17 protein-coding genes are annotated in these 23,297 nt (G+C 66.0%); 7 read left to right on the forward strand and 10 right to left on the reverse strand.

Annotated features, from left to right (window positions below):
* Positions 1-329: 329 nt before the first annotated feature.
* On the forward strand, positions 330-1,601 hold the full coding sequence (locus MasN3_RS20890; RefSeq protein WP_281909917.1) for an ROK family transcriptional regulator: 1,272 nt from the start codon (positions 330-332) through the stop codon (positions 1,599-1,601).
* Between the two features lie 96 nt (positions 1,602-1,697).
* Here the strand turns inward: MasN3_RS20890 and MasN3_RS20895 are convergent, their stop codons facing one another.
* Positions 1,698-2,411, reverse strand: a complete 714-nt coding sequence (locus tag MasN3_RS20895) for a pseudouridine synthase (RefSeq protein WP_281909918.1) — start codon at positions 2,409-2,411, stop codon at positions 1,698-1,700.
* 240 nt (positions 2,412-2,651) lie between these two features.
* On the opposite strand from MasN3_RS20895, the gene MasN3_RS20900 reads away from it, so the two are divergent.
* A complete protein-coding gene (locus MasN3_RS20900) occupies positions 2,652-2,987 on the forward strand; it encodes a hypothetical protein (RefSeq protein ID WP_281909920.1) in 336 nt (111 codons plus the stop codon).
* Between the two features lie 183 nt (positions 2,988-3,170).
* On the opposite strand, the gene MasN3_RS20905 is transcribed toward MasN3_RS20900, so the two are convergent.
* The 4 genes from MasN3_RS20905 to MasN3_RS20920 all read right to left on the reverse strand — a co-directional run bounded on the left by MasN3_RS20905 (position 3,171) and on the right by MasN3_RS20920 (position 6,405).
* The gene (locus tag MasN3_RS20905; RefSeq protein ID WP_281909922.1) at positions 3,171-4,184 is read right to left on the reverse strand and encodes a S49 family peptidase; all 1,014 of its coding nucleotides are present in this window, start codon (positions 4,182-4,184) and stop codon (positions 3,171-3,173) included.
* A gap of 26 nt (positions 4,185-4,210) precedes the next feature.
* The gene (locus MasN3_RS20910) at positions 4,211-4,585 is read right to left on the reverse strand and encodes a Rieske (2Fe-2S) protein (protein WP_281909924.1); all 375 of its coding nucleotides are present in this window, start codon (positions 4,583-4,585) and stop codon (positions 4,211-4,213) included.
* 2 nt (positions 4,586-4,587) lie between these two features.
* Positions 4,588-5,247, reverse strand: coding sequence for an HAD-IIIA family hydrolase (locus MasN3_RS20915; protein WP_281909926.1), 660 nt, complete (start codon positions 5,245-5,247; stop codon positions 4,588-4,590).
* Positions 5,248-5,415: 168 nt separating this feature from the next.
* Entirely contained in the window at positions 5,416-6,405 is a 990-nt protein-coding gene (locus MasN3_RS20920; protein WP_281909928.1) for an RluA family pseudouridine synthase, read from the reverse strand.
* A gap of 688 nt (positions 6,406-7,093) precedes the next feature.
* Here MasN3_RS20920 and MasN3_RS20925 point away from each other — a divergent pair.
* From MasN3_RS20925 to moeA, 4 genes are all read left to right on the forward strand, one after another.
* Complete coding sequence (locus MasN3_RS20925; protein ID WP_281909929.1) at positions 7,094-10,168, forward strand: Rne/Rng family ribonuclease; 3,075 nt, start codon at positions 7,094-7,096, stop codon at positions 10,166-10,168.
* 175 nt (positions 10,169-10,343) lie between these two features.
* Positions 10,344-11,663 carry a chromate efflux transporter gene (gene chrA, locus MasN3_RS20930; RefSeq protein ID WP_281909931.1) on the forward strand — a complete coding sequence of 440 codons (1,320 nt, stop codon included), beginning with the start codon at positions 10,344-10,346 and terminating at the stop codon, positions 11,661-11,663.
* A complete protein-coding gene (moaA, locus tag MasN3_RS20935) occupies positions 11,656-12,765 on the forward strand; it encodes a GTP 3',8-cyclase MoaA (protein WP_281909934.1) in 1,110 nt (369 codons plus the stop codon). The genes chrA and moaA overlap by 8 nt, the downstream gene beginning before the upstream one ends.
* Before the next feature lie 11 nt (positions 12,766-12,776).
* Positions 12,777-14,648, forward strand: coding sequence for a molybdopterin molybdotransferase MoeA (moeA, locus tag MasN3_RS20940; protein WP_281909936.1), 1,872 nt, complete (start codon positions 12,777-12,779; stop codon positions 14,646-14,648).
* A gap of 54 nt (positions 14,649-14,702) precedes the next feature.
* Here the strand turns inward: moeA and MasN3_RS20945 are convergent, their stop codons facing one another.
* The 5 genes from MasN3_RS20945 to MasN3_RS20965 all read right to left on the reverse strand — a co-directional run bounded on the left by MasN3_RS20945 (position 14,703) and on the right by MasN3_RS20965 (position 20,686).
* Entirely contained in the window at positions 14,703-15,263 is a 561-nt protein-coding gene (locus MasN3_RS20945) for an REP-associated tyrosine transposase (RefSeq protein ID WP_307730426.1), read from the reverse strand.
* Positions 15,264-15,324: 61 nt separating this feature from the next.
* Positions 15,325-16,638 carry a DNA recombination protein RmuC gene (gene rmuC / locus MasN3_RS20950; protein ID WP_281909938.1) on the reverse strand — a complete coding sequence of 438 codons (1,314 nt, stop codon included), beginning with the start codon at positions 16,636-16,638 and terminating at the stop codon, positions 15,325-15,327.
* Positions 16,639-16,647: 9 nt separating this feature from the next.
* Positions 16,648-17,052, reverse strand: a complete 405-nt coding sequence (locus tag MasN3_RS20955) for a group II truncated hemoglobin (RefSeq protein WP_281909940.1) — start codon at positions 17,050-17,052, stop codon at positions 16,648-16,650.
* A 58-nt stretch (positions 17,053-17,110) separates the two neighbouring features.
* On the reverse strand, positions 17,111-19,654 hold the full coding sequence (locus MasN3_RS20960) for an ABC transporter permease (protein ID WP_281909943.1): 2,544 nt from the start codon (positions 19,652-19,654) through the stop codon (positions 17,111-17,113).
* A 9-nt stretch (positions 19,655-19,663) separates the two neighbouring features.
* Positions 19,664-20,686 carry an adenosine deaminase gene (locus MasN3_RS20965; protein ID WP_281909945.1) on the reverse strand — a complete coding sequence of 341 codons (1,023 nt, stop codon included), beginning with the start codon at positions 20,684-20,686 and terminating at the stop codon, positions 19,664-19,666.
* Positions 20,687-21,265: 579 nt separating this feature from the next.
* Between MasN3_RS20965 and MasN3_RS20970 the strand changes: the two genes are divergently transcribed.
* The gene (locus MasN3_RS20970) at positions 21,266-23,188 is read left to right on the forward strand and encodes a PrkA family serine protein kinase (RefSeq protein WP_281909946.1); all 1,923 of its coding nucleotides are present in this window, start codon (positions 21,266-21,268) and stop codon (positions 23,186-23,188) included.
* Positions 23,189-23,297: the final 109 nt, after the last annotated feature.

Consider the following 23,297-nt stretch of genomic DNA (forward strand, 5'->3'; position numbering starts at 1 on the left):
TCTTCGAGAACGGCTGTGCGGCCGCGTTTGGCATAGCGGATTGTCAACAGCAGTGTCGCGGAAAACCCTGGATGATGGCGCACCGTTTGCCAGCTTGCGGCTGGGTTCTGTTTTATAGGGTGGGCGGCTCGTAATCCGGGCCACTGGCCCGGATTATCCCACGCGGTGATCGCTGCGATTCGAACGGCCGCGCAGGCTACAGGACCGTAATTTGACCGCGAGGTGCTTATACTTGCAAAGCTGTATCCAAACATGCATACCCCGAAGAATTTTCATTGAATGTCGCCGGGTGTTGCATAATCTTCACACTCAACCAACTTGATCGCGCCATGCCCGTCACCGGTGACCACCAATTACTCAAGCAACTCAACCGGATGGCCCTGGTGCGGCAGGTCAGCACGCAGCCCGGTCTGTCGCGTGCCGCGCTGGCCGAGGTGCTGGGACTGACCAAGTCGACGGTCAGCATGCTGGTGCGCGACCTGGTGGAAGAAGGCTGGCTGACCGAGCGCGAGCTGATCGCCACTGGCGAAGTGGGCCGGCGCGCGACGCCGCTGCACCTCGACCCGGACCGCCTGGCCCTGCTCGGCGCGGAGATCGGCGTCGACGAAGCGCGTGTGCTCGCCACCAACCTGCTCGGCGAGGTGCTCGACACGCGCGTGGTCAGCTATGACGACAGCGCCGATCCGGCATCCTGCATCAAGCTCGTGGCTGCCGGGCTGGTGCGCCTGGCGCGACGGCTGGGACGGCCCACCGCGACCTGCGGCGCGCGCCAGGTGCTGGGCATCGGCGTCGGCCTGCATGGCGGGGTGGACGAAACCCTCGGCATGCTGCGTTACGCGCCCCACCTAGGCTGGCGCAACGTCGACGTCGACCGTCAAATGCGCGCGCATTTCGCCGGCACGCCGCTGGACGGGCTGCCGCTGTACATGCAGAACGAGGCGAACGCCGCGGCGCTGGCCGAGTTCGAATTCACCGGGCAGTCGGGCACCGACCCGCTGGTCTACCTGTCGATCGGCTATGGCGTGGGCGCCGGCGTGATCGTCGGCGACAACCTGCTCACCGGCCTGAACGGCTTCGCGGGCGAGGTCGGACACGCGATCCTGCAGGCCGATGGCCCGCGCTGCTCGTGCGGGCGCAGCGGCTGCGCGGATGCGCTGATCGGGCTGGGCGCATTGCTGGGCGCCGAGAAGCCGAGCCGCGCGGCGCTCGAGCGGCTGTTCGAGAAGGTGGCGCAGGGGCAGCAGCAGACCTGCGCGGCGGTGAGCGCGGCCGGGGAACAGTTCGGGGTACTGCTGAACAATCTGTGGGCCGCATTCGACCCGATGGCGATCGTCATCGGCGGGCCCGCGCTCAGCCTGGGCGACACCCTGATCGCACCGGCGCGCCGGGTGCTGGGCGGCTACGCGGATGCCGCGATGCTGACTGCGCCGGAGATCCGCACCTCGCGCTTCGGCGCCGATGCGGTGGCGGTGGGCGCCGCGGCGCTGGCGCGCCACCGGCTCACCCGGCCGCTCGACCTGCAGAGCATGGCGCGGCGGGTGGACAAGGCGGGGCGCCAGGCGCGGCCGTCGCCGCACGGGGAACTGGGCCTGACACTGTAGGGTGCACGGCTGTGCCGTGCGCGCGTTCAGCTCCGTGATGCGCTGCGACGGCTCGTCCGGTAGTTGAACGCGCGGACGGCAAAGCCGTCCACCCTACTAGGGCACTAACAGTGCCAGCTGCTCCGCCTCCAGATAGCACCACTCCCCTTCCTTCAGCCCGAGCGATTCCAGCGTCAGCCCGCCGATCTGCGAGCGGTGCAGCGCGCTGCAATGGTTGCCGGCGGCCGCCAGCATGCGCTTGACCTGGTGGTACTTGCCCTGCTCCAGCACGATCTCGAGCAGGTGCTCGCCGCGCTGCACGCAGGACACCGCCTTGAGCGGCGCCGGCTCGTCGTGCAGCTGCACGCCGGCCAGCATCTGCGCGACCAGGGCATCGGTGACCGGCTCGGCGGTGGTGGCCTGATACACCTTGGGCACGTGGCGCTTGGGCGAGGACTGGGCGTGGATGAAGGGGCCGTCGTCCGACATCAGGAGCAGCCCGGTGGTGTCATGGTCGAGGCGGCCGACCGGCTGCACCTCGCGCCACCCGAACTGCTCGGGCAGCAAGGTCAATACGCCGGGATGGTGGCTCGGCTTGCGCGAGCACTCGTAATCGGCCGGCTTGTACAGCGCGATATAGAGGTGTTCGCGGTAGCGCCATTCCTCGTCGAACACCGTCAGCACCAGGTCCGCCGTGTCGAACGTGGCCTTGTAATTGTCTTCGACCGCGCCGTTGACCAGCACGTCGCCGTCCTCGATCAGCGCGCGGCAGTATTTGCGGGTGCCGAATCCCTGCGATTGCAGGATCCGGTCCAGGGATAGTTTGCTCATGGGGCGCCACTTTAACAGAAGGGGCTGCACCGATAAAGCGCCCGCCGGCCGTGCTCGCGGGAATCATTGCCCATTTGGGGTAAGCAATATTCTGACGGCCCTTCGGATGCTTCCGCACATTTGATGCGCGTCAAGCCTAGGAAAATTCTGATTGATAGACTTCAACGCGTTAGGAATCCGCCTAATGATACGAGGATATCTTTACCGGACAAATCCTCGCCCAGATGATAGGACAAGACCGTGCATACCAACGCGCAACCGACCGATGGAGTTCTCCCGCTGTCAGCCGATCCTGCCGAGCGGCGCCAGATGGCCAGATTCCATGCTGTCCTGTTCCCCACCCGCCTGGCGCTGTCGCGCTGGCAGCATGGTGGCCACATTCCCCACCTGCATCATGGCGCTCCGGCGCTGCGTGCCGCCTGGTATGCCACTGCCCGTCGCGATTTCCAGACCTGGCTCGACCGCGGCGGCTTCAGCCAGTACGACGACGCGTCGCGCGCGCTGCCCGCCCTCCCGATCGCCGAGCCCAAGCCGGTGCGCGATAGCGACACCCAGCAGATCGGTACCTGCACCTGAGCCGGAAGTGAAAACGACGGCCGAAGCCGTCGTTTTCACTTCCTGGGAAGGATCACTACTGTGAGGAATGGAATTCTCTCGAAGCTGCACCGCTGGTGCAGTGGGGGAGCGTCTGTCGGGCAGACTGCCCTCGAGTCGCACCACCTTAATATAGAACATGTTCCGCAGGATGCAAGCATTTTGTTATCGAAGCTGCGGCACAGCTCCCCGGTAGGCGGCCCGCACGGCGCCATTGCCGACCGCCGCACCGAATTTCTTCAGCACACGTTCCGGCAAGCCTTCGTGAGCGGTGTAGTCGACGATGTCCTCGGCCTTGACGATGTCGCGCGCCACGGTGTCGACCGTGCCGTAACCATCGGCCAGGCCCATCGCCACCGCCTTTTCGCCGGTCCAGTACAGGCCGGAGAAGGTTTCCGGGGTTTCCTTCAGGCGCTTGCCGCGCCCGGCGCGCACCACCGAGATGAACTGCTGGTGGATTTCGTTGAGCATCGCCTGGGCGTGCGCCTTGTGCTTGTCGGACTGCGGGCTGAACGGGTCGAGGAAGCCCTTGTTTTCGCCGGCGGTGAGCAGGCGCCGCTCGACACCCAGCTTTTCCATGGTGCCGACAAAGCCGAAGCTGTCCATCAGCACGCCCACCGAGCCGACGATCGAGGCCTTGTTCACGTAGATGCGGTCGGCCACCGAGGCGATGTAGTAGCCGCCCGAGGCGCAGATCTCGTCCACCACCACGTACAGGGGCTTGTTCGGATAGCCGCGCTTGAGGCGCTGGATCTCGTCGACGATGATGCCGGCCTGCACCGGGCTGCCGCCCGGGCTGTCGATGCGCAGCACCACCGCGGCCGAGCCGGCGTCGGAGAAGGCCTTGTTCAGCGAGGGGATCACGGTATCGGCCGCGCCGCTGCCTTCGCTTTCGATCTCGCCATTGATCTCGATTAAAGCCGTGTGGCGGCCGAGGTTTTCGTCGCTGCCGAAGCCGATGCTGGAATCGTAATAGGTCGCCAGCGCCAGGATCGCCACCAGCAGGAAGCTCAGCTTGAAGAAGATGCCCCAGCGGCGCGCGGCGCGGCGCTCCTGCACGGTGGCCAGCACCAGCTTCTCGAGTGTCGCGCGTTCCCAGTTGCCGATGGTGGGGTCGGCGGCAAGCCGCTTGTCGGCCTGGCTGGAAGGATCGTGGTCGTGACTCGCTTGCTCGCTCATTCGCTCAAAATTCCGGTTCGATATTGTTACACTGCGGGCGCCTGTACCATCTCATCGGGCTGCCACCAGATGCCGCCATCCCGTTCGCTCACGGCGATCGGCCGCAGCCGGCCGCCGCGGCAGGGCCCGCCGGCGCACTTGCCGGTATCCGGCTGGTACACCGCCCCGTGGGTCGCGCACATCAGGTACAGGCCGCTCGACTCGAAAAAGTCGCCCTGCGACCAGTCGAGTTCGATGGGTACGTGTGCACAACGATTCAGGTAAGCAAAAGGTTTACCCGCATAACGTACCACAAAGCCGGTGGCTGGATGCCCAAAGGCAATGACCGGGAAACGCACGCCTTTGCCGCCGTCGCGCAGCGCCGATGCTTCGCACACGAACAGGCTGTTATCTTCCGCCATCTTTATGCGTTTTCCAGCAGCCAGGTGTGCAGCTCCGGGATCGAGCGGGCCGAGAAAATCGGCTTGCAAGCCTGCAGCTGGTGCACCGGATGGGCGCCGAACTCGACCGCGATACCGGCGGCGCCGGCGTTGTTCGCCATCATCAGGTCGTGGGTGGTGTCGCCGATCATGACGGTGCGGCGTAGAATCTGGCCCAGTTCGCGCGTCAGTTCCTGCAGCATGGCCGGGTGCGGCTTGGAGAAGGTTTCGTCGGCACAGCGGGTGGCGTCGAACATGGCCAGCAGGCCGGCCGCGTTCATGGCGCGGTTCAGGCCCACGCGGCTTTTGCCGGTGGCCACCGCCAGGAAATAGCCCTGTTGCGCAAGATCGGTCAACATCTCGCGCACGCCCTTGAACAGCACCAGTTCGTGGTCCTTGGTCAGGAAGTGGTAGCGGTAGCGCTCCACCATGCGCGGGTACAGCACCGGGTCGATGTCGGGCAGCACTGCCTGCATGGCTTCGGACAGGCCGAGGCCGATCACGTGCGAGGCCGAAGCGTCGCTCGGCACCGGCAGCCCGAGGTCGCGCGCCGCCGACTGGATGCAGCGGACGATCGCCGCCGTGCTGTCCATCAGCGTGCCATCCCAGTCGAAAACGATCAGGTCAAATTGCTTTCTTGGCATTGTTATCGGCGAATTCGTCGCCGGTCCCCTATTAATGTGTCCGTAGGGTGGGCGGCTTTGCCGCCCACGCGGTGAAAGTTAACGTGTAATGTCTACGTGCGACGATCTCGCAGCTGGCTGACCGCGTGGGCGGGAGACCCGCCCACCCTACAAGATCGCGACCGAATTTCATGCTACTGGTTGCCCCAAGCTTACCAAGAATCGGTCGCACTCGGCCGGCAGCGGCGCGCGCAAGGTCAGCGGCTGGCCGGTGTCGGGATGGGTGAAGGTGATCTGGTAGGCGTGCAGGAACATGCGCTTGAGCGCTCCGCGCGTGTCGTTTGCTTTCTGAAGCTGCTTGTTGAGTGCAAAATCGCCGTATTTCTCGTCGCCGAGGATCGGAAAGCCGCTCGAGGCCAGGTGCACGCGGATCTGGTGCGTGCGGCCGGTTTTCAGTTCGGCCTCGAGCAGGGCGAAGTCCTTCCACTTGCGCTTCAGGTTGAATACCGTGTGCGCTTCCTGGCCGCCGGCCTGCACCACCACGCGGCGCTCGCCGTCCGGCGTCGTGAATTTATGTAAAGGGAGCTTTACATGCTGACGCTTGTTGGTCCAGTCGCCCACCACCGCGGCAAGGTAGCGCTTGTCGGTCACGCCGTCGCGCATCTGGTCGTGCAGGTTGGTGAGTGCCGAACGTTTCTTGGCGATAAGCAACAAGCCCGAGGTTTCGCGGTCGAGCCGGTGCACCAGTTCGAGGAACTTGGCCTGCGGCCGCGCCGCACGCAGCTGCTCGATGACGCCATAGGACACCCCCGAGCCGCCGTGCACGGCTACGCCGGCCGGCTTGTCGATGACGAGCAGGTGCGTATCTTCGAACACGATCGGGAATTCGACGCCGGGCGCGGCTTGCTGGCTGGCCTTCTCGGCGATGCGGATCGGCGGAATGCGCACCAGGTCGCCTTCGGCCAGGCGGTACAGCTGGTCGATGCGGCCCTTGTTGACCCGCACCTCTCCCGAACGGAGGATGCGGTAGATGTGGCTTTTCGGGACGCCTTTGCAGACGCGCAACAGGTAGTTATCGATGCGCTGGCCGGCCTCTTCCTCGGTGATTGTCACAAACTGCGCCTGGATTGTTGGCTGTGATGAAGGGGGAACAACATCGTTCTGTACCACTGTTCGCATTGTCTTCCCAGAAATTCTCTCTAAGTCCTTCATTTTGAATATATAATCGACAGGCGGCGGTCAAACCTCTGCTGGTGTAAGAATTAAAACGATATTTTACACAGGGGCGCGCTCCACCGGCCCCGCTAATCAGCAAATTCGGTGGAAAAAAACGTGTACGCACATTCTCAGGCGCCGATCAGGGTTGCACCTGCAGTTGCAATCGGGTTGCGCGGCTGAATGCAGGATGGACTGTTTGGATTTGTATGGATAAGTACCGGCAAGCCGCGCCGTTCGCGGCTCGCCGGTTGATGGTGTCGATAACGCTTGTCGTTTTCGCCCGACCCGATGTAAGCCTCACCTGAAGGCTTGAGAGTTTAGGCTGATCGTCGCTGATTGATCGCCTCGGTATCGAAGTCTTGGTTGTTCGCTGGCTACGGTTTGGCTCGTTGTTGCACACCGCCGCCCCGCCGAACCCGCTGTGCCCACCCCAACGTGGTGGCAGGCGGGCCGGTTGCTGGTTGCGGCGTGCGTAGACAATGACGTTCGACACCACTGCGCCCCGTGCGGCAGCGATGCTTTGCGTCGCCCTGCCCCGTTCCGGGTATTCCCCCCTCCAACATTCCTTCTCCGCGTACATTCCCTGTACTTTCGCCGCGCCTTAAACAGCGCGGCATGACACGGCCTTCGGGTCGCGGAGTTAATAAAAATGAAACGCATGTTGTTTAATGCTACGCAGCAAGAGGAGCTGCGCGTAGCGATTGTCGACGGCCAGAAGCTGATCGACATCGATATCGAGACCGCCGGTCGCGAGCAACGCAAGTCCAATATCTACAAGGGTGTCATCACCCGCATCGAACCCTCCCTCGAAGCCTGCTTCGTGTCCTATGGCGAAGACCGCCACGGTTTCCTCCCCTTCAAAGAAGTTGCCCGTTCTTATTTCCGCGATGGCGTCGACGTGCGTAACTGCACGATCAAGGAAGCCCTCAAGGAAGGCCAGGAAATCATGGTCCAGGTCGAGAAAGAGGAACGCGGCAACAAGGGCGCCGCACTGACCTCCTTCATCTCGCTGGCCGGCCGCTACCTGGTCCTGATGCCGAACAACCCGCGCGGCGGCGGCGTGTCGCGCCGCGTCGAGGGCGAAGAGCGCCAGGAACTGCGCGAAACCATGGACAAGCTCGACCTGCCGCAGGGCATGTCGGTCATCGCCCGCACCGCCGGCATCGGCCGCACGGTCGAAGAACTGCAGTGGGACCTGAACTACCTGATGCAGCTGTGGCGCGCGATCGAAGGCGCCGGCAAGTCGGCCGCCGGTCCGTTCCTGATCTACCAGGAAAGCTCGCTGGTGATCCGCGCGATCCGCGACTACTTCCAGCCGGACATCGGCGAAGTCCTGATCGACACCGACGAGATTTTCGACCAGGCCCAGCAGTTCATGTCGCACGTGATGCCGGACATGGCGCATCGTGTAAAACGCTACAGCGACGACGTGCCGCTGTTCTCGCGCTTCCAGATCGAACACCAGATCGAGACCGCCTACGCGCGCACCGTGCCGCTGCCATCGGGCGGTGCGATCGTCATCGACCATACCGAAGCCCTGGTGTCCATCGACGTCAACTCGGCACGCGCCACGCGCGGCTCCGACATCGAGACCACCGCCTTCAACACCAACTGCGAAGCGGCCGACGAAGTGGCCCGCCAGCTGCGTTTGCGCGACCTGGGCGGCCTGATCGTGATCGACTTCATCGACATGGAAGTGGCCAAGAACCAGCGCGAGGTGGAAACCCGCCTGAAGGAAGCCCTGCACCATGACCGTGCACGCGTCCAGATGGGCAAGATCTCGCGCTTCGGCCTGATGGAACTGTCGCGCCAGCGCCTGCGTCCGTCGCTGTCGGAAGGCTCGCACGTGACCTGTCCGCGCTGCTCGGGCACCGGCCACATCCGCGATACCGAATCCTCGGCCCTGCAAGTCCTGCGCATCATCCAGGAAGAGGCCATGAAGGAAAACTCGGCCGCGATCCACGTGCAGGTGCCGGTGGACGTCGCCGCCTTCCTGCTCAACGAAAAGCGCGGCGAAGTGCTCAAGATCGAGAACCGCCACCGCATCACCGTGATCCTGATCCCGAACAAGCATCTGGACACCCCGCACTACAAGCTCGAGCGCATCAAGCACGACGACCCGCGCCTGGAAGACGCCGCCGCCAGCTACACCATGGCGGAATCGGCCGAGACCGACATGGGCTTCGCCAAGCGCCAGAAAGAAGAAGCCAAGCCGCGCCAGGAAGCCGTGGTCAAGACCATCACCCCGGCCCAGCCGGCCCCGATGGTGGACCGCAGCGAAACCGCCAAGCCGGCCAAGGCCGCAGCGCCGGCAGCGGCAGCGCCGGCGCCGGCCGCCCCGGCACCGAGCGAGCTGGGCTTCTTCGCCCGCATCAAGCAATTCTTCATGGGCGCTCCGGTCCCACCGGCGCCGGCACCGGCGCCTAGCGTGGCCGAGAAGCCGGCCGCACCCGCGGCGGCGGCCGAGCGCGGCGAACGCGCCGGCCGCAACGGCCAGCGCACCCGCAACGGCCGTGGCGCCAAGGGCGGCCGCGACCGCGACCGCGACGAGCGCGACCTGACCGCCAAGCCTGAAGAAGGCGTCAAGCCGGTCGAAGCCGAAGCCAAGCCGGCGCGCCAGCCGCGCGAGAAGCGTGAGCCGCGCGAAGCCCGCGCACCGCGCGAGCCGCGTGAGCAGCTCGACACCGCGGCAGCCCCGCGCGCCGAGCGCGAGCCGGGCGAACGCAAGGAGCGCGCACCGCGCCAGCCGCGTGGCGAGCGTACCGAACGCAGCGTCCAGCAGCCGGTCGAAGCCAAGGCCGAAGAGCTGAAGCTCCAAGCCGTCCCGGCGCCCATCGAGGAAAGCGAACTGTCGACCACCACCCCGCACGGCGACGTGCTGGACCACGCGGTGAAAGTGGCAGCAACCGGCCCGAATGGCGAGGAACTGGATGCCGAAGGCGGCGACGAGCCGCGCCGCCGTCGCCGCCGCGGTGGCCGCAACCGCAACCGCCGCGACCGTGACCAGGCCGAGGGCATCGAGTCGGCGGAAGGCCTCGACGGCGCACCGGCCTTCACCCCGGTCGCCGATGAGGAAGCCGCCAAGGTCGCCGCCGCAGCCAAGGCTGCGCCGAAGGCCAAGGCTGGCGCCCAGGCTGAACCAGGCCCGTGGCCGTTCCCGACCGCCGCTTCGGTAGCGGCCAAGGCGCAGGCTGAAGCCGCTGCCAAGGCTGCCGCCGCCGCACCGGCACCGGTGGCCGAACAAGCTCCGGCCGCTGCCGCGCCGGCCCCGGCCGTGGCAGTCGCACCGGGCCCGTGGCCGTTCCCGACCGCAGCCTCGATCGCTGCGGCCAGGGCACCGAAGGCGCCGTTTGTCCAGGCTCCGGTGGCCGAAGCGCCGGTGACCGCAGCTGCGCCGGCGCCGGTAGCCGAAGCACCGGCCGCTCCGGCCGCTGCTGCTCCTGCTGCTCCTGCTCCTGCGCCTGCGCCTGCGCCTGCGCCTGCGCCTGCTCCGGCGCCGGTCGCTCCTGCAGTGCCTGCCGCTGCCGCACCGGCACCGTCGGTGGACATGAATGAAGTCCTGTCCATGGCCGGCCTGCAATTGGCGTCGACCGACCCTGAAAAGCTGCGCGCCGCCCAGGAAGCCGCCGCCGCGGCCAACACGCCGCCGCGCATGGGCCGTGCCCGCAAGCCGGTGCAGGCGCCGGTGGACGAGCCGCTGGTCCAGGTCGATACGCGTCAGTAAGCGCTAGCCTGTCGTCACCAAAAGGGAAGCCGAGTCAGGCTTCCCTTTTTTACGTTGATGGCTGCTCGAAACGTAGGGTGGGCGGCTCATCCCGGAATGCCGAATTCGTAGCGGCACCGGCGCCGCCCACCCTATAACAACATCGGTGTCATATTGCCGGGTTACGATAACAGGCATGCAAGCCCCCGCCCTCATCTCCTTTCGCGACGCCCTGCTCTACTGGCTCAAGCTCGGCTTCATCAGCTTCGGCGGCCCGGCCGGCCAGATCGCCCTGATGCATGGCGAACTGGTGGAGCGCCGCCGCTGGATTTCCGAGCAGCGCTTCCTGCACGCCCTGAACTACTGCATGCTGCTGCCCGGCCCCGAGGCGACCCAGCTGGCCGTCTACATCGGCTGGCTCCTGCACCGCACCTGGGGCGGCATCCTGGCCGGGCTGCTGTTCATCCTGCCCTCGCTGGTCCTGTTGATCGGCCTGTCCTGGATATACCTCGCCTGGGGGCACCTGCCGGTCATCGCCGGCATCATGGCCGGCATCAAGCCGGCCGTGGTCGCGATCGTCATCGCGGCCGCCTGGCGCATCGGCACCCGCACCCTGCGCAACGGCTTTCTCGCCGCCATCGCCGCACTGGCCTTCGTTGCCATCGCCCTGCTCGACATTCCCTTCCCGCTGATCGTGCTGGCCGCGGCAACGGCCGGCTTCTTCGGCGGCCGCGTCTGGCCGCAGCGCTTCCAGCCCGGCGGCGCACACCCGGCCGACCGCAAGCACGACGGCCCCGCCCTGATCGACGACGACACCCCCAGCCCGGCGCACGCCCGGTTCTCGCTGCGCGGCCTGCTCAAGGTCTTGATTGCCGGCGTCGGCCTGGCGCTCGCCGCCTGGCTCGTGCTGGCGGCAACCTACGGCGTGGAGGGGACGCTGGCGCGCATGGGCTGGTTCTTCACCAAGGCCGCCCTGATGACCTTCGGCGGTGCCTATGCGGTGCTGCCCTACGTGGTGCAGGGCGCGGTCGAGAAGTACGGCTGGCTCAGCGCCACCCAGATGATCGACGGCCTGGCGCTGGGCGAAACCACGCCCGGGCCCCTGATCATGATCGTGGCCTTCGTCGGTTTCGTCGGCGGCTGGACCCATGCGCTGTTCGGCCCGGATGCGCTGGCCCTGGGCGGCATCGCCGGCGCCCTGGTGGCAAGCCTGTTCACCTTCCTGCCCTCGTTTGTCTTCATCCTGGCCGGCGCGCCGCTGGTCGAATCGGGTCGGGGCAACGTGCGTCTGACGGCCCCGCTGACCGCGATCTCCGCCGCCGTGGTCGGGGTGGTGGCGAGCCTGGCCGTGTTCTTCGGCCGGCACGTGTTCTTCGCCGGCGGCCAGGTCCGTGTGGAGGCGATCGCCATCGGCATCGCGGCCAGCATCGCCCTGCTGAGGTTTGGAATCGGGCCGATCAGGCTGATCGCCACCTGTGCGCTGGCAGGCATCGTGCTATCGTATTGGCATGCCTGAAAAAATCATCCCGCTGACCGATCTGCGCTCGCCCGCCATGCCGGTGCCGCGCGAGCTTGAGGCGCCCACCGGCCTGTTGTCGGATGCCCTGGGCCGCCCGCTGCACGACCTGCGCATCTCGGTGACCGACCGCTGCAATTTCCGCTGCGTCTACTGCATGCCGAAAGAGGTTTTCGACAAGGATTACGCCTACCTGCCGCACGGCGAGCTGCTCTCCTTCGAGGAAATCACGCGCGTGGCGCGCCTGTTCATCGCCCACGGCGTCGAGAAGATCCGCCTGACCGGCGGCGAGCCGCTGCTGCGCAAGAACCTCGAACGCCTGGTTGGCATGCTGCGCGCCCTGGGCACGCCGAGCGGGCGCCCGCTCGACCTCACGCTTACCACCAACGGCTCGCTGCTGGCGCGCAAGGCCCAGGCCTTGAAGGACGCCGGCCTGGACCGGGTGACGGTCTCGCTCGACGCGCTCGACGACACGGTGTTCCGGCGCATGAACGACGTCGACTTCGCAGTCAGCGACGTGCTGCACGGCCTGGATGCGGCCCACGCCGCCGGGCTCGGGCCGATCAAGGTCAACATGGTGGTCAAGCGCGGCACCAACGAGGACCAGATCCTGCCGATGGCGCGCCACTTCAAGGGTTCGCCCTTCATCCTGCGCTTCATCGAATACATGGACGTGGGCGCTTCGAACGGCTGGAACATGGACGAAGTCATCCCGTCGGCCGAGGTGGTGCGCCGGATCGGGCTTGAATTGCCGCTGGCCCCGGTTGCCGCCAACTACAGCGGCGAGACCGCCGCCCGCTGGCGCTACCTCGATGGCGGCGGCGAAGTCGGCCTCATTTCCAGCGTCACGCAGGCCTTCTGCCACGACTGCACCCGCCTGCGCCTGTCCACCGAGGGCAAGCTCTACACCTGCCTGTTCGCCACCCGCGGCCACGACCTGCGCGTCCTGCTGCGCGGCGGGCGCCTTGACGCCGAGATCTCGGGCGCGATCGCCCAGCTGTGGCGCGGGCGCGCCGACCGCTATTCGGAAACGCGCACCGTGGACACCGCCGGGCTGGCGCGCGGCGGCAGGAAGGTCGAGATGTCGTACATCGGCGGTTAATTCGGACTCACATGGACAAGAAACTCATCACGGGACTCATCCTGGCGGGCGGCCGTGGCTCGCGCATGGGCAATGTGGACAAGGGCCTGCAGCCCTTCCGCGGCAAACCGATGGCCCAGCACGCGATCGAGCGCCTGCTGCCGCAGGTCGGCTCGGTCATGGTCAATGCCAACCGCAACCTCGAACGCTGGCTGGAGCTGGCCGCGCCGGTGTGGGCGGACGAAACGCCCGGCTTCGCGGGACCGCTGGCGGGTCTGGAAGCCGGCCTGCGCCACTGCGTCACGCCCTGGCTGCTGGCGGTGCCCTGCGATTCGCCCTTCCTGCCGCCGGATCTGGCCGAACGTCTTGGCGCGGCCGTCGAACAGGCGGATGCCGACCTGGCCTTTGCCGTCACCCGTGAGCCGGGCATGCGCCCGCAGCCGCATCCGGTATTCTGCCTGGTGAAGACGAGCCGGCTGCCGGTGCTGTCCCGGTATCTGGCCGAGGGCGGACGCCGCATGGACGGCTGGTATGCGGACCTGAAGGCGGTCGAGGTGCTGTTCGAGGACGCCGATGCCTTCCGCAACATCAACACCCTGGACGAGCTGCAGGTACTGGACGCCAGCCTGCCGCCTACCCTGGCAAACGTGGTCAGCTGCCTGTCGGGCTACGATCCCGACGCCCTGCCCGTGCGCGACGCCCAGCGCATCATCCGCGAGTTCGTGCAGCCGGTGCGCGCGGTGGAACAAGTCGCGCTGCGCGCCGCGCTCGGCCGCGTGCTGGCGCGCGATGTGATCTCGCCGATCGACGTGCCGGCGCACGACAACTCGGCCATGGACGGTTTCGCGCTGCGCGGGAGCGACCTGCGCGGCGACGCGCCGGTGACGCTGCGGGTGATCGGCACGACCTACGCCGGCAATGCTTCCGGCCTGGTTCCGGCCGCGGGCGAGTGCGTCCGCATCATGACGGGCGGCGTCATGCCGGAGGGCTGCGACAGCGTCGTGCCGCAGGAATTCGTCACGCAGGAGGGCGACACCATCACCTTGCCTGCCGGCGTGATCCGCGCGGGCGACAACCGCCGCTTCGCCGGCGAAGACCTCAAGGCCGGCAGCCCGGCCCTGAAGGCGGGGCGCGTGGTGCGTCCCCCCGACCTCGGCATGCTGGCCTCGCTCGGCATCCCCGAGGTCGCGGTGCAGCGCCGCCTGCGCGTGGCCTTCTTCTCGACCGGCGACGAACTGCGCTCGGTCGGCGAGCCGCTGGGCGAAGGCTGCGTCTACGACAGCAACCGCTACACCATCTACGGCATGCTGCAGCGCCTGGGCGTTGATGTCATCGACATGGGCGTCGTGCGCGACGACCCGCAAGCGCTGGAAGAGGCGCTGCGCAGCGCCTGCGAGAACGCGGACGCCATCATCACCTCGGGCGGTGTCTCGGTGGGCGCCGCCGACTACACCAAGCAGATCATGGCGAAGCTGGGCGACGTCACCTTCTGGAAGATCGGCATGCGTCCCGGACGCCCGCTGGCCTTCGGGCGGATCCAGTCGAACGGCCGCAGCGCCTTCCTGTTCGGGCTGCCGGGCAATCCGGTGGCGGTGATGGTCTCCTTCTACTTCTTCGCGCGCGAGGCCCTGCTGCGTTTGAATGGCGCCGACGCCCCGCTGCCGCTGCTGCGGGCCAGGTCCAGCGGCGCGATCCGCAAGAAGCTAGGGCGCACCGAATACCAGCGCGGCATCCTGGCGCCCGGCGCCGACGGCCATCCGGAAGTGCGCATCACCGGCTCGCAGGGTTCGGGCATCCTGCGCTCGATGTCCGAGGCGAACTGCATGGTGGTGCTGCACGACGAGCAGGGCAATGTCGCGGCGGGCGACATGGTCGATGTCCTCGTCTTCGAGGGTTTGATGTAGGGTGGGCGGCTATGCCGCCCACGCGGTCACGTAACAGGTGCGCGATCGCGTAGTCTATTCAAACCTCATCTCTTCACATGCAGGATTGCCGCCCCAATCCGGAGCATATATTCCTTCCCGAACGTACCGTGCGAATGTCGAGTACGGCCACGCAGATGCCGTACCGACCAAACCATGCTTGACCGGATTGAAATGGATGTAATCGACGTGCCGCTCCATGTCGATTTCGTCTCGAATCTGATGCTCCCAGAATCGGCGCTGCCAGATCGGTGCTTCGCGTTGGCGCTGTCGCGAAATCGATAGCGAAGCCTGGTACAAGTCACGGCATCTGTAAGACACGGTGTGCTTGATTTGCGACCAGCGGGTTGAGAAATTTTTGTCCCCCTCCGGTAGCGTCCAGATGCAGTGCAGATGGTCCGGCATCAGGACCATCGCATCGGTGTGGAACGGCAGACGAAGCCGAACCCTCTCGATTGCGCAGCGTAAGGCTTCGCGTACGGGCTTATCGCAAAGAATGGGGCGCCGATGGTGGGTAACGACCGTGAAAAATAGGACGTACCCGTCATGGCGCGGCGGTAGCAGGACATCGGTGCATGGTACTGCAGCACCAAGTATGAGATGTGTGGCTGGTCAAACGTCAGCTGGCCGCGTGGGCGGGAAACCCGCCCACCCTACATCAGTCGTCCGTGTCTAGTCGATCAGGGCCCAGCATCAATTGCGCCGCCTCGCTCGGCAGCGCTTCCACCGACTTCAGCTTGCGCGCCATCTGGCGGCTGCGCACCTCGGCGCTTTCGATGTTCTTGGCGGCCTTTTCCAGGGTCGCCTTGGTGGTGGCCAGCACGTCGCCGAACTTGGTGAATTCCGTCTTCACCGCGCCCAACACCTGCCACACCTCCGACGAGCGCTTCTCCAGCGCCAGCGTGCGGAAGCCCATCTGCAGGCTGTTGAGCAGCGCGCTCAGGGTCGAGGGACCGGCGATCGTCACGCGCAGCGCGCGCTGCAGGTCGTCGGCCAGGCCGGGGCGGCGCATCACTTCGGCGTACAGGCCTTCGGTCGGCAGGAACAGGATCGCGAAATCGGTGGTCTGCGGCGGCGACACGTACTTCTCGCAGATCGTCTTCGCCTCGACCCGCACGGCGCGCTCGAGTTCGGCGCCGGCGCGCGCCACGCCCTCGGCATCGGCCAGCTCGGCCGCTTCCAGCAGGCGTTCGTACTGCTCCTTCGGGAACTTGGCGTCGATCGGCAGCCATAGCGGCGGGCCGCCGTCGACCACGCCCGGCAGCTTGATCGCGAACTCGACCCGTGCGCCGCTGCCGGCGATGGTCTCGACGTTCTTGGCGTACTGGTCGACAGTCAGGACCTGCTCGAGCAGCATCTCGAGCTGCACTTCGCCCCAGGTGCCGCGGGTCTTGACGTTGGTGAGCACGCGCTTGAGGTCGCCCACGCCGATGGCCAGCTGCTGCATCTCGCCCAGGCCCTGGTGCACCTTCTCCAGGCGCTCGCTGACCTGCCTGAAGCTCTCCGTCAGGCGCGTTTCCAGCGTCGCGTGCAGCTTCTCGTCGACCGTCTGGCGCATCTCTTGGAGGCGCTTGGCATTGTCGTTCTGCAGGTCGCGGATCTTGGTTTCCAGCGTGCCGCGCACTTCCAGCATGCGCTGGGCGTTCGATTCGGTGAGATTGGACAAGGTCAGCTGCAGGGTGTCGGCGAAGCGCTTGAGGGCGCGCGCCTGTTCCTCGCGGCCGCTGCTCGACTGCAGCTGCATCTGCTGGCGCATGCTGTCGAACTGCTGCACGGCGGCGGCATGGTACTGGGCCATGTGTCCCGCCACTTCCTGGCGCGTGGCCTGGGCCGTCGATTGCATCTCGCCGCGCAGCTCGCGTTCCAGGCGTTCGATGTGGCGGCCGTCGCCGGCGCTGCGCGAGCGCGCGAACAGCAGCACCTGCAGGCCGATGACGACGGCGAGCAGAACCAGGATCAGGAGGTCGGTCATGCCCATGCGTCAGTCGGCCTTGTTCCGCATCCAGTCGGCGGTATTGAAGAAGGACTGCATCAGGCGCATGCGCAGCGCTTCGTCGTAACCCAGGTCTTCCATCGCCCAGGCCATCGCGCGCAGCCACTGGTCGCGCTCCTTGGTGCCGATGGCAAACGGCAGGTGGCGCGCGCGCAGGCGCGGGTGGCCGTAGCGCTCCACGAACAGGTCGGGACCGCCCATCCAGCCGGACAGGAACATGAACAGCTTGTCGCGCGAGCTGTCGTTAGGTTGCGGGTGCATGGCGTGGATGCCGGCGAATTCCGGCTCCAGCTGCATCAGGTCGTAGAAGCGGTCGACCAGTTCACGGAGGCGCTCGGCGCCGCCCATCACCTCATAGAGGGTTTGTGCGTCAGGGGTGTTCGATTCGGACATGCCGCCATGATAGCGCGCCGGGGTCGCCACTGGCCACCCCGGCAATGCGTTGTTGCAATCAGGCTTCGCGCAGGGTCTGCAGGGGAGGCTGGCGCAGCACGCTGCGCAGCCCCAGCCAGCCGCCGACCAGCGCGCACACCGCGCCCACGACCATGCCGGCCAGCCACACCTGCGGCTCGAACTTCCACGGGAACTTGAACACGTATTCGGCCAGCACCCAGCCCATGGCCGCGGCCCCGGTCGCGGCCAGCACGCCGGACAAGCCGCCCACCAGCACGAACTCGATCCGCTGCGCCGTCGCCAGTTGTCCGCGGGTGGCGCCGAGCGCGCGCAACAGGCCCGCTTCGCGGGTGCGTTCCGACTGCGATCCCATCAACGCCGCGTACAGCACCAGCACCCCGGAAGCGAGCGTGAACATGAACAGGAACTCCACCGCCACCACCACCTGGTCGAGCACGTCCTGCAGCTGGCGGATGATGCCGGAGACATCGATCACGGTCAGGTTCGGATAGGCGCGCGTCAGGCTGTTGGTGAGCTTGCCGGCCGAACCGGTCCCGCCTTCGGGCAGGTGGAAAGCCGTCATGAAGCTTTTCGGCGCGTTGGCCATCGCCTGCGGGTTGATGATGACGAAAAAGTTGGCGCGCATCGAACCCCATTCGAGCTTGCGCAGGCTGGTCACCTTCGCCTCCACCGGCATGCCGGCCATGTCGAAGCGCATGACGTCGCCGAGCTTCAGGCCCAGCCGGGTAGCCAGGCTCTGCTCCACCGAGGCTTCGGCCACGCCGGGCGCATCGGTGTACCACTTGCCGGCCACGATCTCATTGGTCTCCGGCAACTCGGCCACCGTCGACAGGTTGAACTCGCGCTCGGCCAGGCGGCGCGCGTCGCCGTCCTGGAAGCTGTTGCGGGTGAGCTGCTGGCCGTTGATATGGGTGAGGCGGCCGCGGATCATCGGGTACAGGAACACGTTCTTGACGGAGGCCGCCCGCAGCTGCTGCTCGACGCCCTGCGCCTGCTCCGGCTGGATGTTGATGATGAAGCGGTTCGGCGCATCCGGTGGCGTGGCGGTGCGCCAGGCGGACATCAGGTCGCCGCGCACCACGGTGAGCAGCAGCAGCGCCATCAGGCCGAGCGACAGCGACACCACCTGCACCACGGTGGCGCCGGGACGGCGCTGCAGCGAGGTGATGGCGAAGCGCCAGCTCTGCTTTCTGGAGGCGCCGCGCAGCTGGCGCAGCAGGCGCAGGCCGAGCCAGGCGACCAGCGCGAACAGGCTCAGGCCGCCGAGGAAGCCGCCGGCCGTCATCAAGGCCAGCTTGGTATCGCCGGCCTGCCACAGCAGGAGCGCCAGGAACACGCCGATGCCCAGGCCGTAGGTGGCCAGCGCCAGCGGCTGGGGGCTTGCCGCTTCGCGCCGGATGACGCGGTTGTGCGGCACGTTGCGCAGCTGAAGCACCGGCGGCAGCGCGAAGCCGACCAGCAGCAGCAGGCCGGTGGCAATGCCCTGCAGCGCAGGCAGCGGCGACACCGGCGGCAAATCCGGCGGCAGCAGGTTGCCGATCATCTGGATCAGGACGAAGTGCGCGCCGAAGCCGACCGCCACGCCCAGGATGCTGCCGGCCAGGCCGACGATGGCGAACTCGATCAGGTAGAGCGCGCCGACCTGGTTCTGGGTCATGCCGAGGCAGCGCAGCATCGCGCAGGCGTCCAGGTGGCGCTGCATGAAGCGGCGCGCCGCCATCGCGACCGCCACTGCGGCCAGCATCGCCGACAGCAGGCCGACCAGCGACAGGAAGCTGTCGGCGCGGTCGAGCGTGGCGCGCATCTCGGGGCGGCCGTTCTCGAGCGTCTCGATGCGCACGCCGCGCACGTTGCGCTTGGCGATGTCGGCGCGCAGCCATTGTTCGAAGGCGGCCACGCCGGACATGTCGTTCCTGGAGGTGGAGGCCACCTGCAGCCGGTAGGTGACGCGCGAGAACGCGTCCACCAGCCCGGTGGCCGGCAGGTCCTGCAGCGAGAGCATCACGCGCGGCGCGAAGTTGGAGAAGCCCGCGCCCTTGTCCGGCTCGGAGGCGATCAGCTGGGCGATGCGGAACTGCTTGTCGCCCAACTGGATGGTGCCGCCCACCTCGGTGCGCAGCGCCGGCAGCAGGTTGGCGTCGACCCAGACCGTGCCGGGCGCCGGGATGTCCCGGGTTTTCTGCCCGACCGCGCGGCTGGCGTCGTCCGGATTGGTCGTGATGCTGAGCTGGCCGCGCAGCGGGTAGCGGCTCGACACCGCCTTGACCGCGGCCAGCTGGGCCATCGAGGCCTCGCCCTCGCCCGCCTGCGCCATGCTCTGGAAGGCGGCCGTCTCGGCGACCAGCAGGCCGCGCCGCGCCGCTTCGTCGCGCCAACGCTGCTGGATCGGATCGTCGGCATTGACCAGGAGGTCGGCGCCCAGCAGCTGGTGCGCGTCGCGGTTCAGGCCGGCGCGCATGCGGTCGACGAAAAAGCCGACCGAGGACAGCGCCGACACGGCCACGATCAGGGCCACCAGCAGGAAACGCAGCTCGCCCGCGCGCCAGTCGCGCGCGGTCATGCGGAGGGATTGGATGAACATCGTGGCCTCTTATGCCGCGTCGGCGCCGGCCTGTGCAAAGAAGGCGTCCACCTCGGCGAGGAAGGCGCGCTTGCGCTCCGGATCGAGGAAGGAGGCGGCGAAGCTGTTGCGGGCGAGCTGGCGCGCATGGCCGGCGTCGAGCGGCAAGGCGTCGAAGGCGGCGATGAAGTTGTCGTTCATGTAGCCGCCGAAATAGGCCGGATCGTCCGAGTTGACGGTGGCGGCCAGGCCAGCGTCGAGCAGTTGGCGCAGGTTGTGGCTGCCCATCACGTCGAATACGCGCAGCTTGATGTTCGACAGCGGGCAGACGGTCAGGGCCATGCCCTCGCGCGCCAGGCGCTCGGTCAGTTCGCGGCTTTCGAGGGTGCGTACGCCGTGGTCGATGCGCTCGACCTTGAGCACGTCGAGCGCGCTCTCGATGTAGCTTGGCGGCCCCTCCTCGCCCGCATGCGCCACCAGGCGCAGGCCGAGCTGGCGCGCGCGTTCGAACACGCGCGCGAACTTCTCGGGCGGGTGGCCGACTTCGGACGAATCCAGGCCGACGCCGATGAATTTGTCGCGGTAAGGCAGCGCCTCGTCCAGCGTGGCCAGCGCTTCTTCCTCGGACAGGTGGCGCAGGAAGCACATGATCAGGCTGGCGCTGATGGGGCCTTCCTGGCAGGCGCGCCAGATCCCGTTGATAGCGGTCTCGAAAGGCACGCCGCGCGCGGTATGGGTCTGCGGATCGAAGAAGATCTCGGCGTGTCGAACATTGTCGGCATGCGCGCGGGCCAGGTAGGCGGCGGTCATGTCGTAGAAATCCTGCTCGGTCAGCAGCACGCTGGCGCCGGCGTAATAAATGTCGAGGAAGGATTGCAGGTCGCTGAAAGCGTAGGCCTGGCGCAACGCCTCGACCGAGGAGTACGGCAGCGATACACCATTTCTTTGTGCCAGCGCAAAGATCAGCTCGGGTTCCAGCGAACCTTCGATGTGGATGTGTAATTCTGCCTTCGGCATGTTCTGCAGGATATTGCGTAGTTGGGAATGCAGCATGATGTTCTCCGGCGCTGGTCTGTGTTCGATGGGACGTGGCCGACAAGTGTAACGCATGCCCGTCCGCCCTCTGTGCCATAGCTGAAAACAGGTGCTCCGTATTGACGGTTTGCGTGCGCCACAGCTTGAGCATATCGTGCACTATCGGCTGACAAAGTTGATATTTAAGCAGGCTGAAGCGGGCCGAATCGACCGCTTCGCAAACGCCTCGAAACGGCCTCCCTGAGCGCACTCCCGAGTTCGCCAGGCGCCTGAAAAATGCTGGCTTTTCCCAACCGATTCAAGCACTTGCAGTTGCATTACCAGCGCGCACGACACGCTTTGACTTCGGGAACTAATAGGCACATAATAAATTTCACAAACGCAAAAAAGACGCTCTCCAAGCAACGGGAGACCGGCGCCGCCACATTCGGATGCGCCTGGTACGACAACAAGAAAATCGCAGCATCCACGGCCCCGGCGATCCCGGCGCCAGGTGCGCGACCCACGAGGAGCACGCCAATAAAGACCGGGGCCTGAGGCAGCCCTTGCACAGTCGGCTGCCAGTGATCGTTGTTCGTAACCTTGAGGACATTCGAAATGAGCATCTTTGACAACTACACCGCCCGCTACGAGCGTACCCGCGAAGAGGAATACTCCATGTCGGAGTTCCTCCAACTGTGCAAGAAAGACCCCCTGACCTATGCCAGCGCGCCTGAACGCATGCTCGCGGCCATCGGCGAACCGACCCTGGTCGACACCCGTCTCGACCCGCGCCTGTCGCGCATTTTCGCCAACAAGGTCATCAAGATCTACCCGGCTTTCCGCGAGTTCTACGGCATGGAGGAAGTGATCGAGCAGGTGGTTTCCTACTTCCGTCACGCGGCCCAGGGGCTGGAAGAACGCAAGCAGATCCTCTACCTGCTCGGCCCGGTCGGCGGCGGCAAGTCCTCGATTGCGGAAAAGCTCAAGCACCTAATGGAACAGGTGCCGTTCTACGCCATCAAGGGTTCGCCCGTGAACGAGTCGCCGCTCGGCCTGTTCAACGAGGAAGAGGACGGGACCATCCTCGAAGAGGACTATGGCATTTCGCGCCGCTACCTGCGCACCATCCCGAGCCCATGGGCGGTTAAGCGCCTGCACGAGTTCGGCGGCGACATCAACAAGTTCCGTGTGGTCAAGCGCTACCCGTCGATCCTGAAGCAGGTGGCGATCGCCAAGACCGAGCCGGGCGACGAGAACAACCAGGACATTTCCTCGCTGGTCGGCAAGGTCGACATCCGCAAGCTCGAGGATTATGCCCAGGACGATCCGGACGCCTACAGCTACTCGGGCGGCCTGTGCCTGGCCAACCAGGGCCTGATGGAATTCGTCGAGATGTTCAAGGCGCCGATCAAGGTGCTGCACCCGCTGCTGACGGCCACCCAGGAAGGCAACTACAAGGGCACCGAAGGCTTCGGCGCGATTCCCTTCGAGGGCATCGTGCTGGCGCACTCGAACGAGTCCGAGTGGAAGACCTTCCGCAACAACCGCAACAACGAGGCCTTCCTCGACCGTATCTACATCGTCAAGGTGCCCTACTGCCTGCGCGTGTCGGATGAGATCAAGATCTACGACAAGCTGCTGCACAACTCCTCGCTCGACAAGGCGCCCTGCGCGCCGGGCACGCTGCGCATGATGGCGCAGTTCGCGATCCTGTCGCGCCTGAAAGACCCGGAAAACTCGAGCATCTACTCCAAGATGCTGGTGTACGACGGCGAGAACCTGAAGGACACCGATCCCAAGGCCAAGTCGATGCACGAGTACGTCGACTATGCCGGCGTGGACGAAGGCATGAACGGCCTGTCGACCCGCTTCGCCTTCAAGATCCTGTCCAAGGTCTTCAACTTCGACAATACCGAAGTGGCGGCCAATCCGGTGCACCTGCTCTACGTGCTCGAACAGCAGATCGAGCGCGAGCAGTTCCCGCCGGAGACCGAGCAGCGCTACATGTCCTACATCAAGGAACACCTGGCGCAGCGCTATGTCGACTTCATCGGCAAGGAGATCCAGACCGCCTACCTGGAGAGCTATTCCGAGTACGGCCAGAACATCTTCGACCGTTACGTGACCTTCGCCGACTTCTGGATCCAGGACCAGGAATTCCGCGACCCGGACACCGGCGAGAGCTTCGACCGCGAATCGCTCAACGCCGAGCTCGAGAAGATCGAGAAGCCGGCCGGCATTTCGAATCCGAAGGATTTCCGCAACGAGATCGTCAACTTCAGCCTGCGTGCGCGGGCCACCAATGCCGGCAAGAATCCGGCCTGGACCAGCTACGAGAAATTCCGTAGCGTGATCGAGAAGAAGATGTTCTCGAACACCGAGGAACTCCTGCCTGTCATTTCCTTCAATGCGAAAGCGAGCGCCGAGGATGCCAACAAGCATGCCGACTTCGTGGCCCGCATGGTCGAGAAAGGCTATACGCCGAAGCAGGTACGCCTGCTGTGCGAATGGTACCTGCGTGTGAGGAAATCCTCCTGACAGGCAGCGCACGCCGCGAAAAAATGGCGTGCGCCGCACACGCGATTGCGCTGCGTATTAAGATAGCCCTATCGAGATGTCGCCAGTCGCTAGTCCGCTAGTTCGCCCG

Origin of the sequence: Massilia varians (assembly GCF_027923905.1) — a bacterium.
Classification (GTDB): Bacteria; Pseudomonadota; Gammaproteobacteria; order Burkholderiales; family Burkholderiaceae_D; genus Telluria; species Telluria varians_B.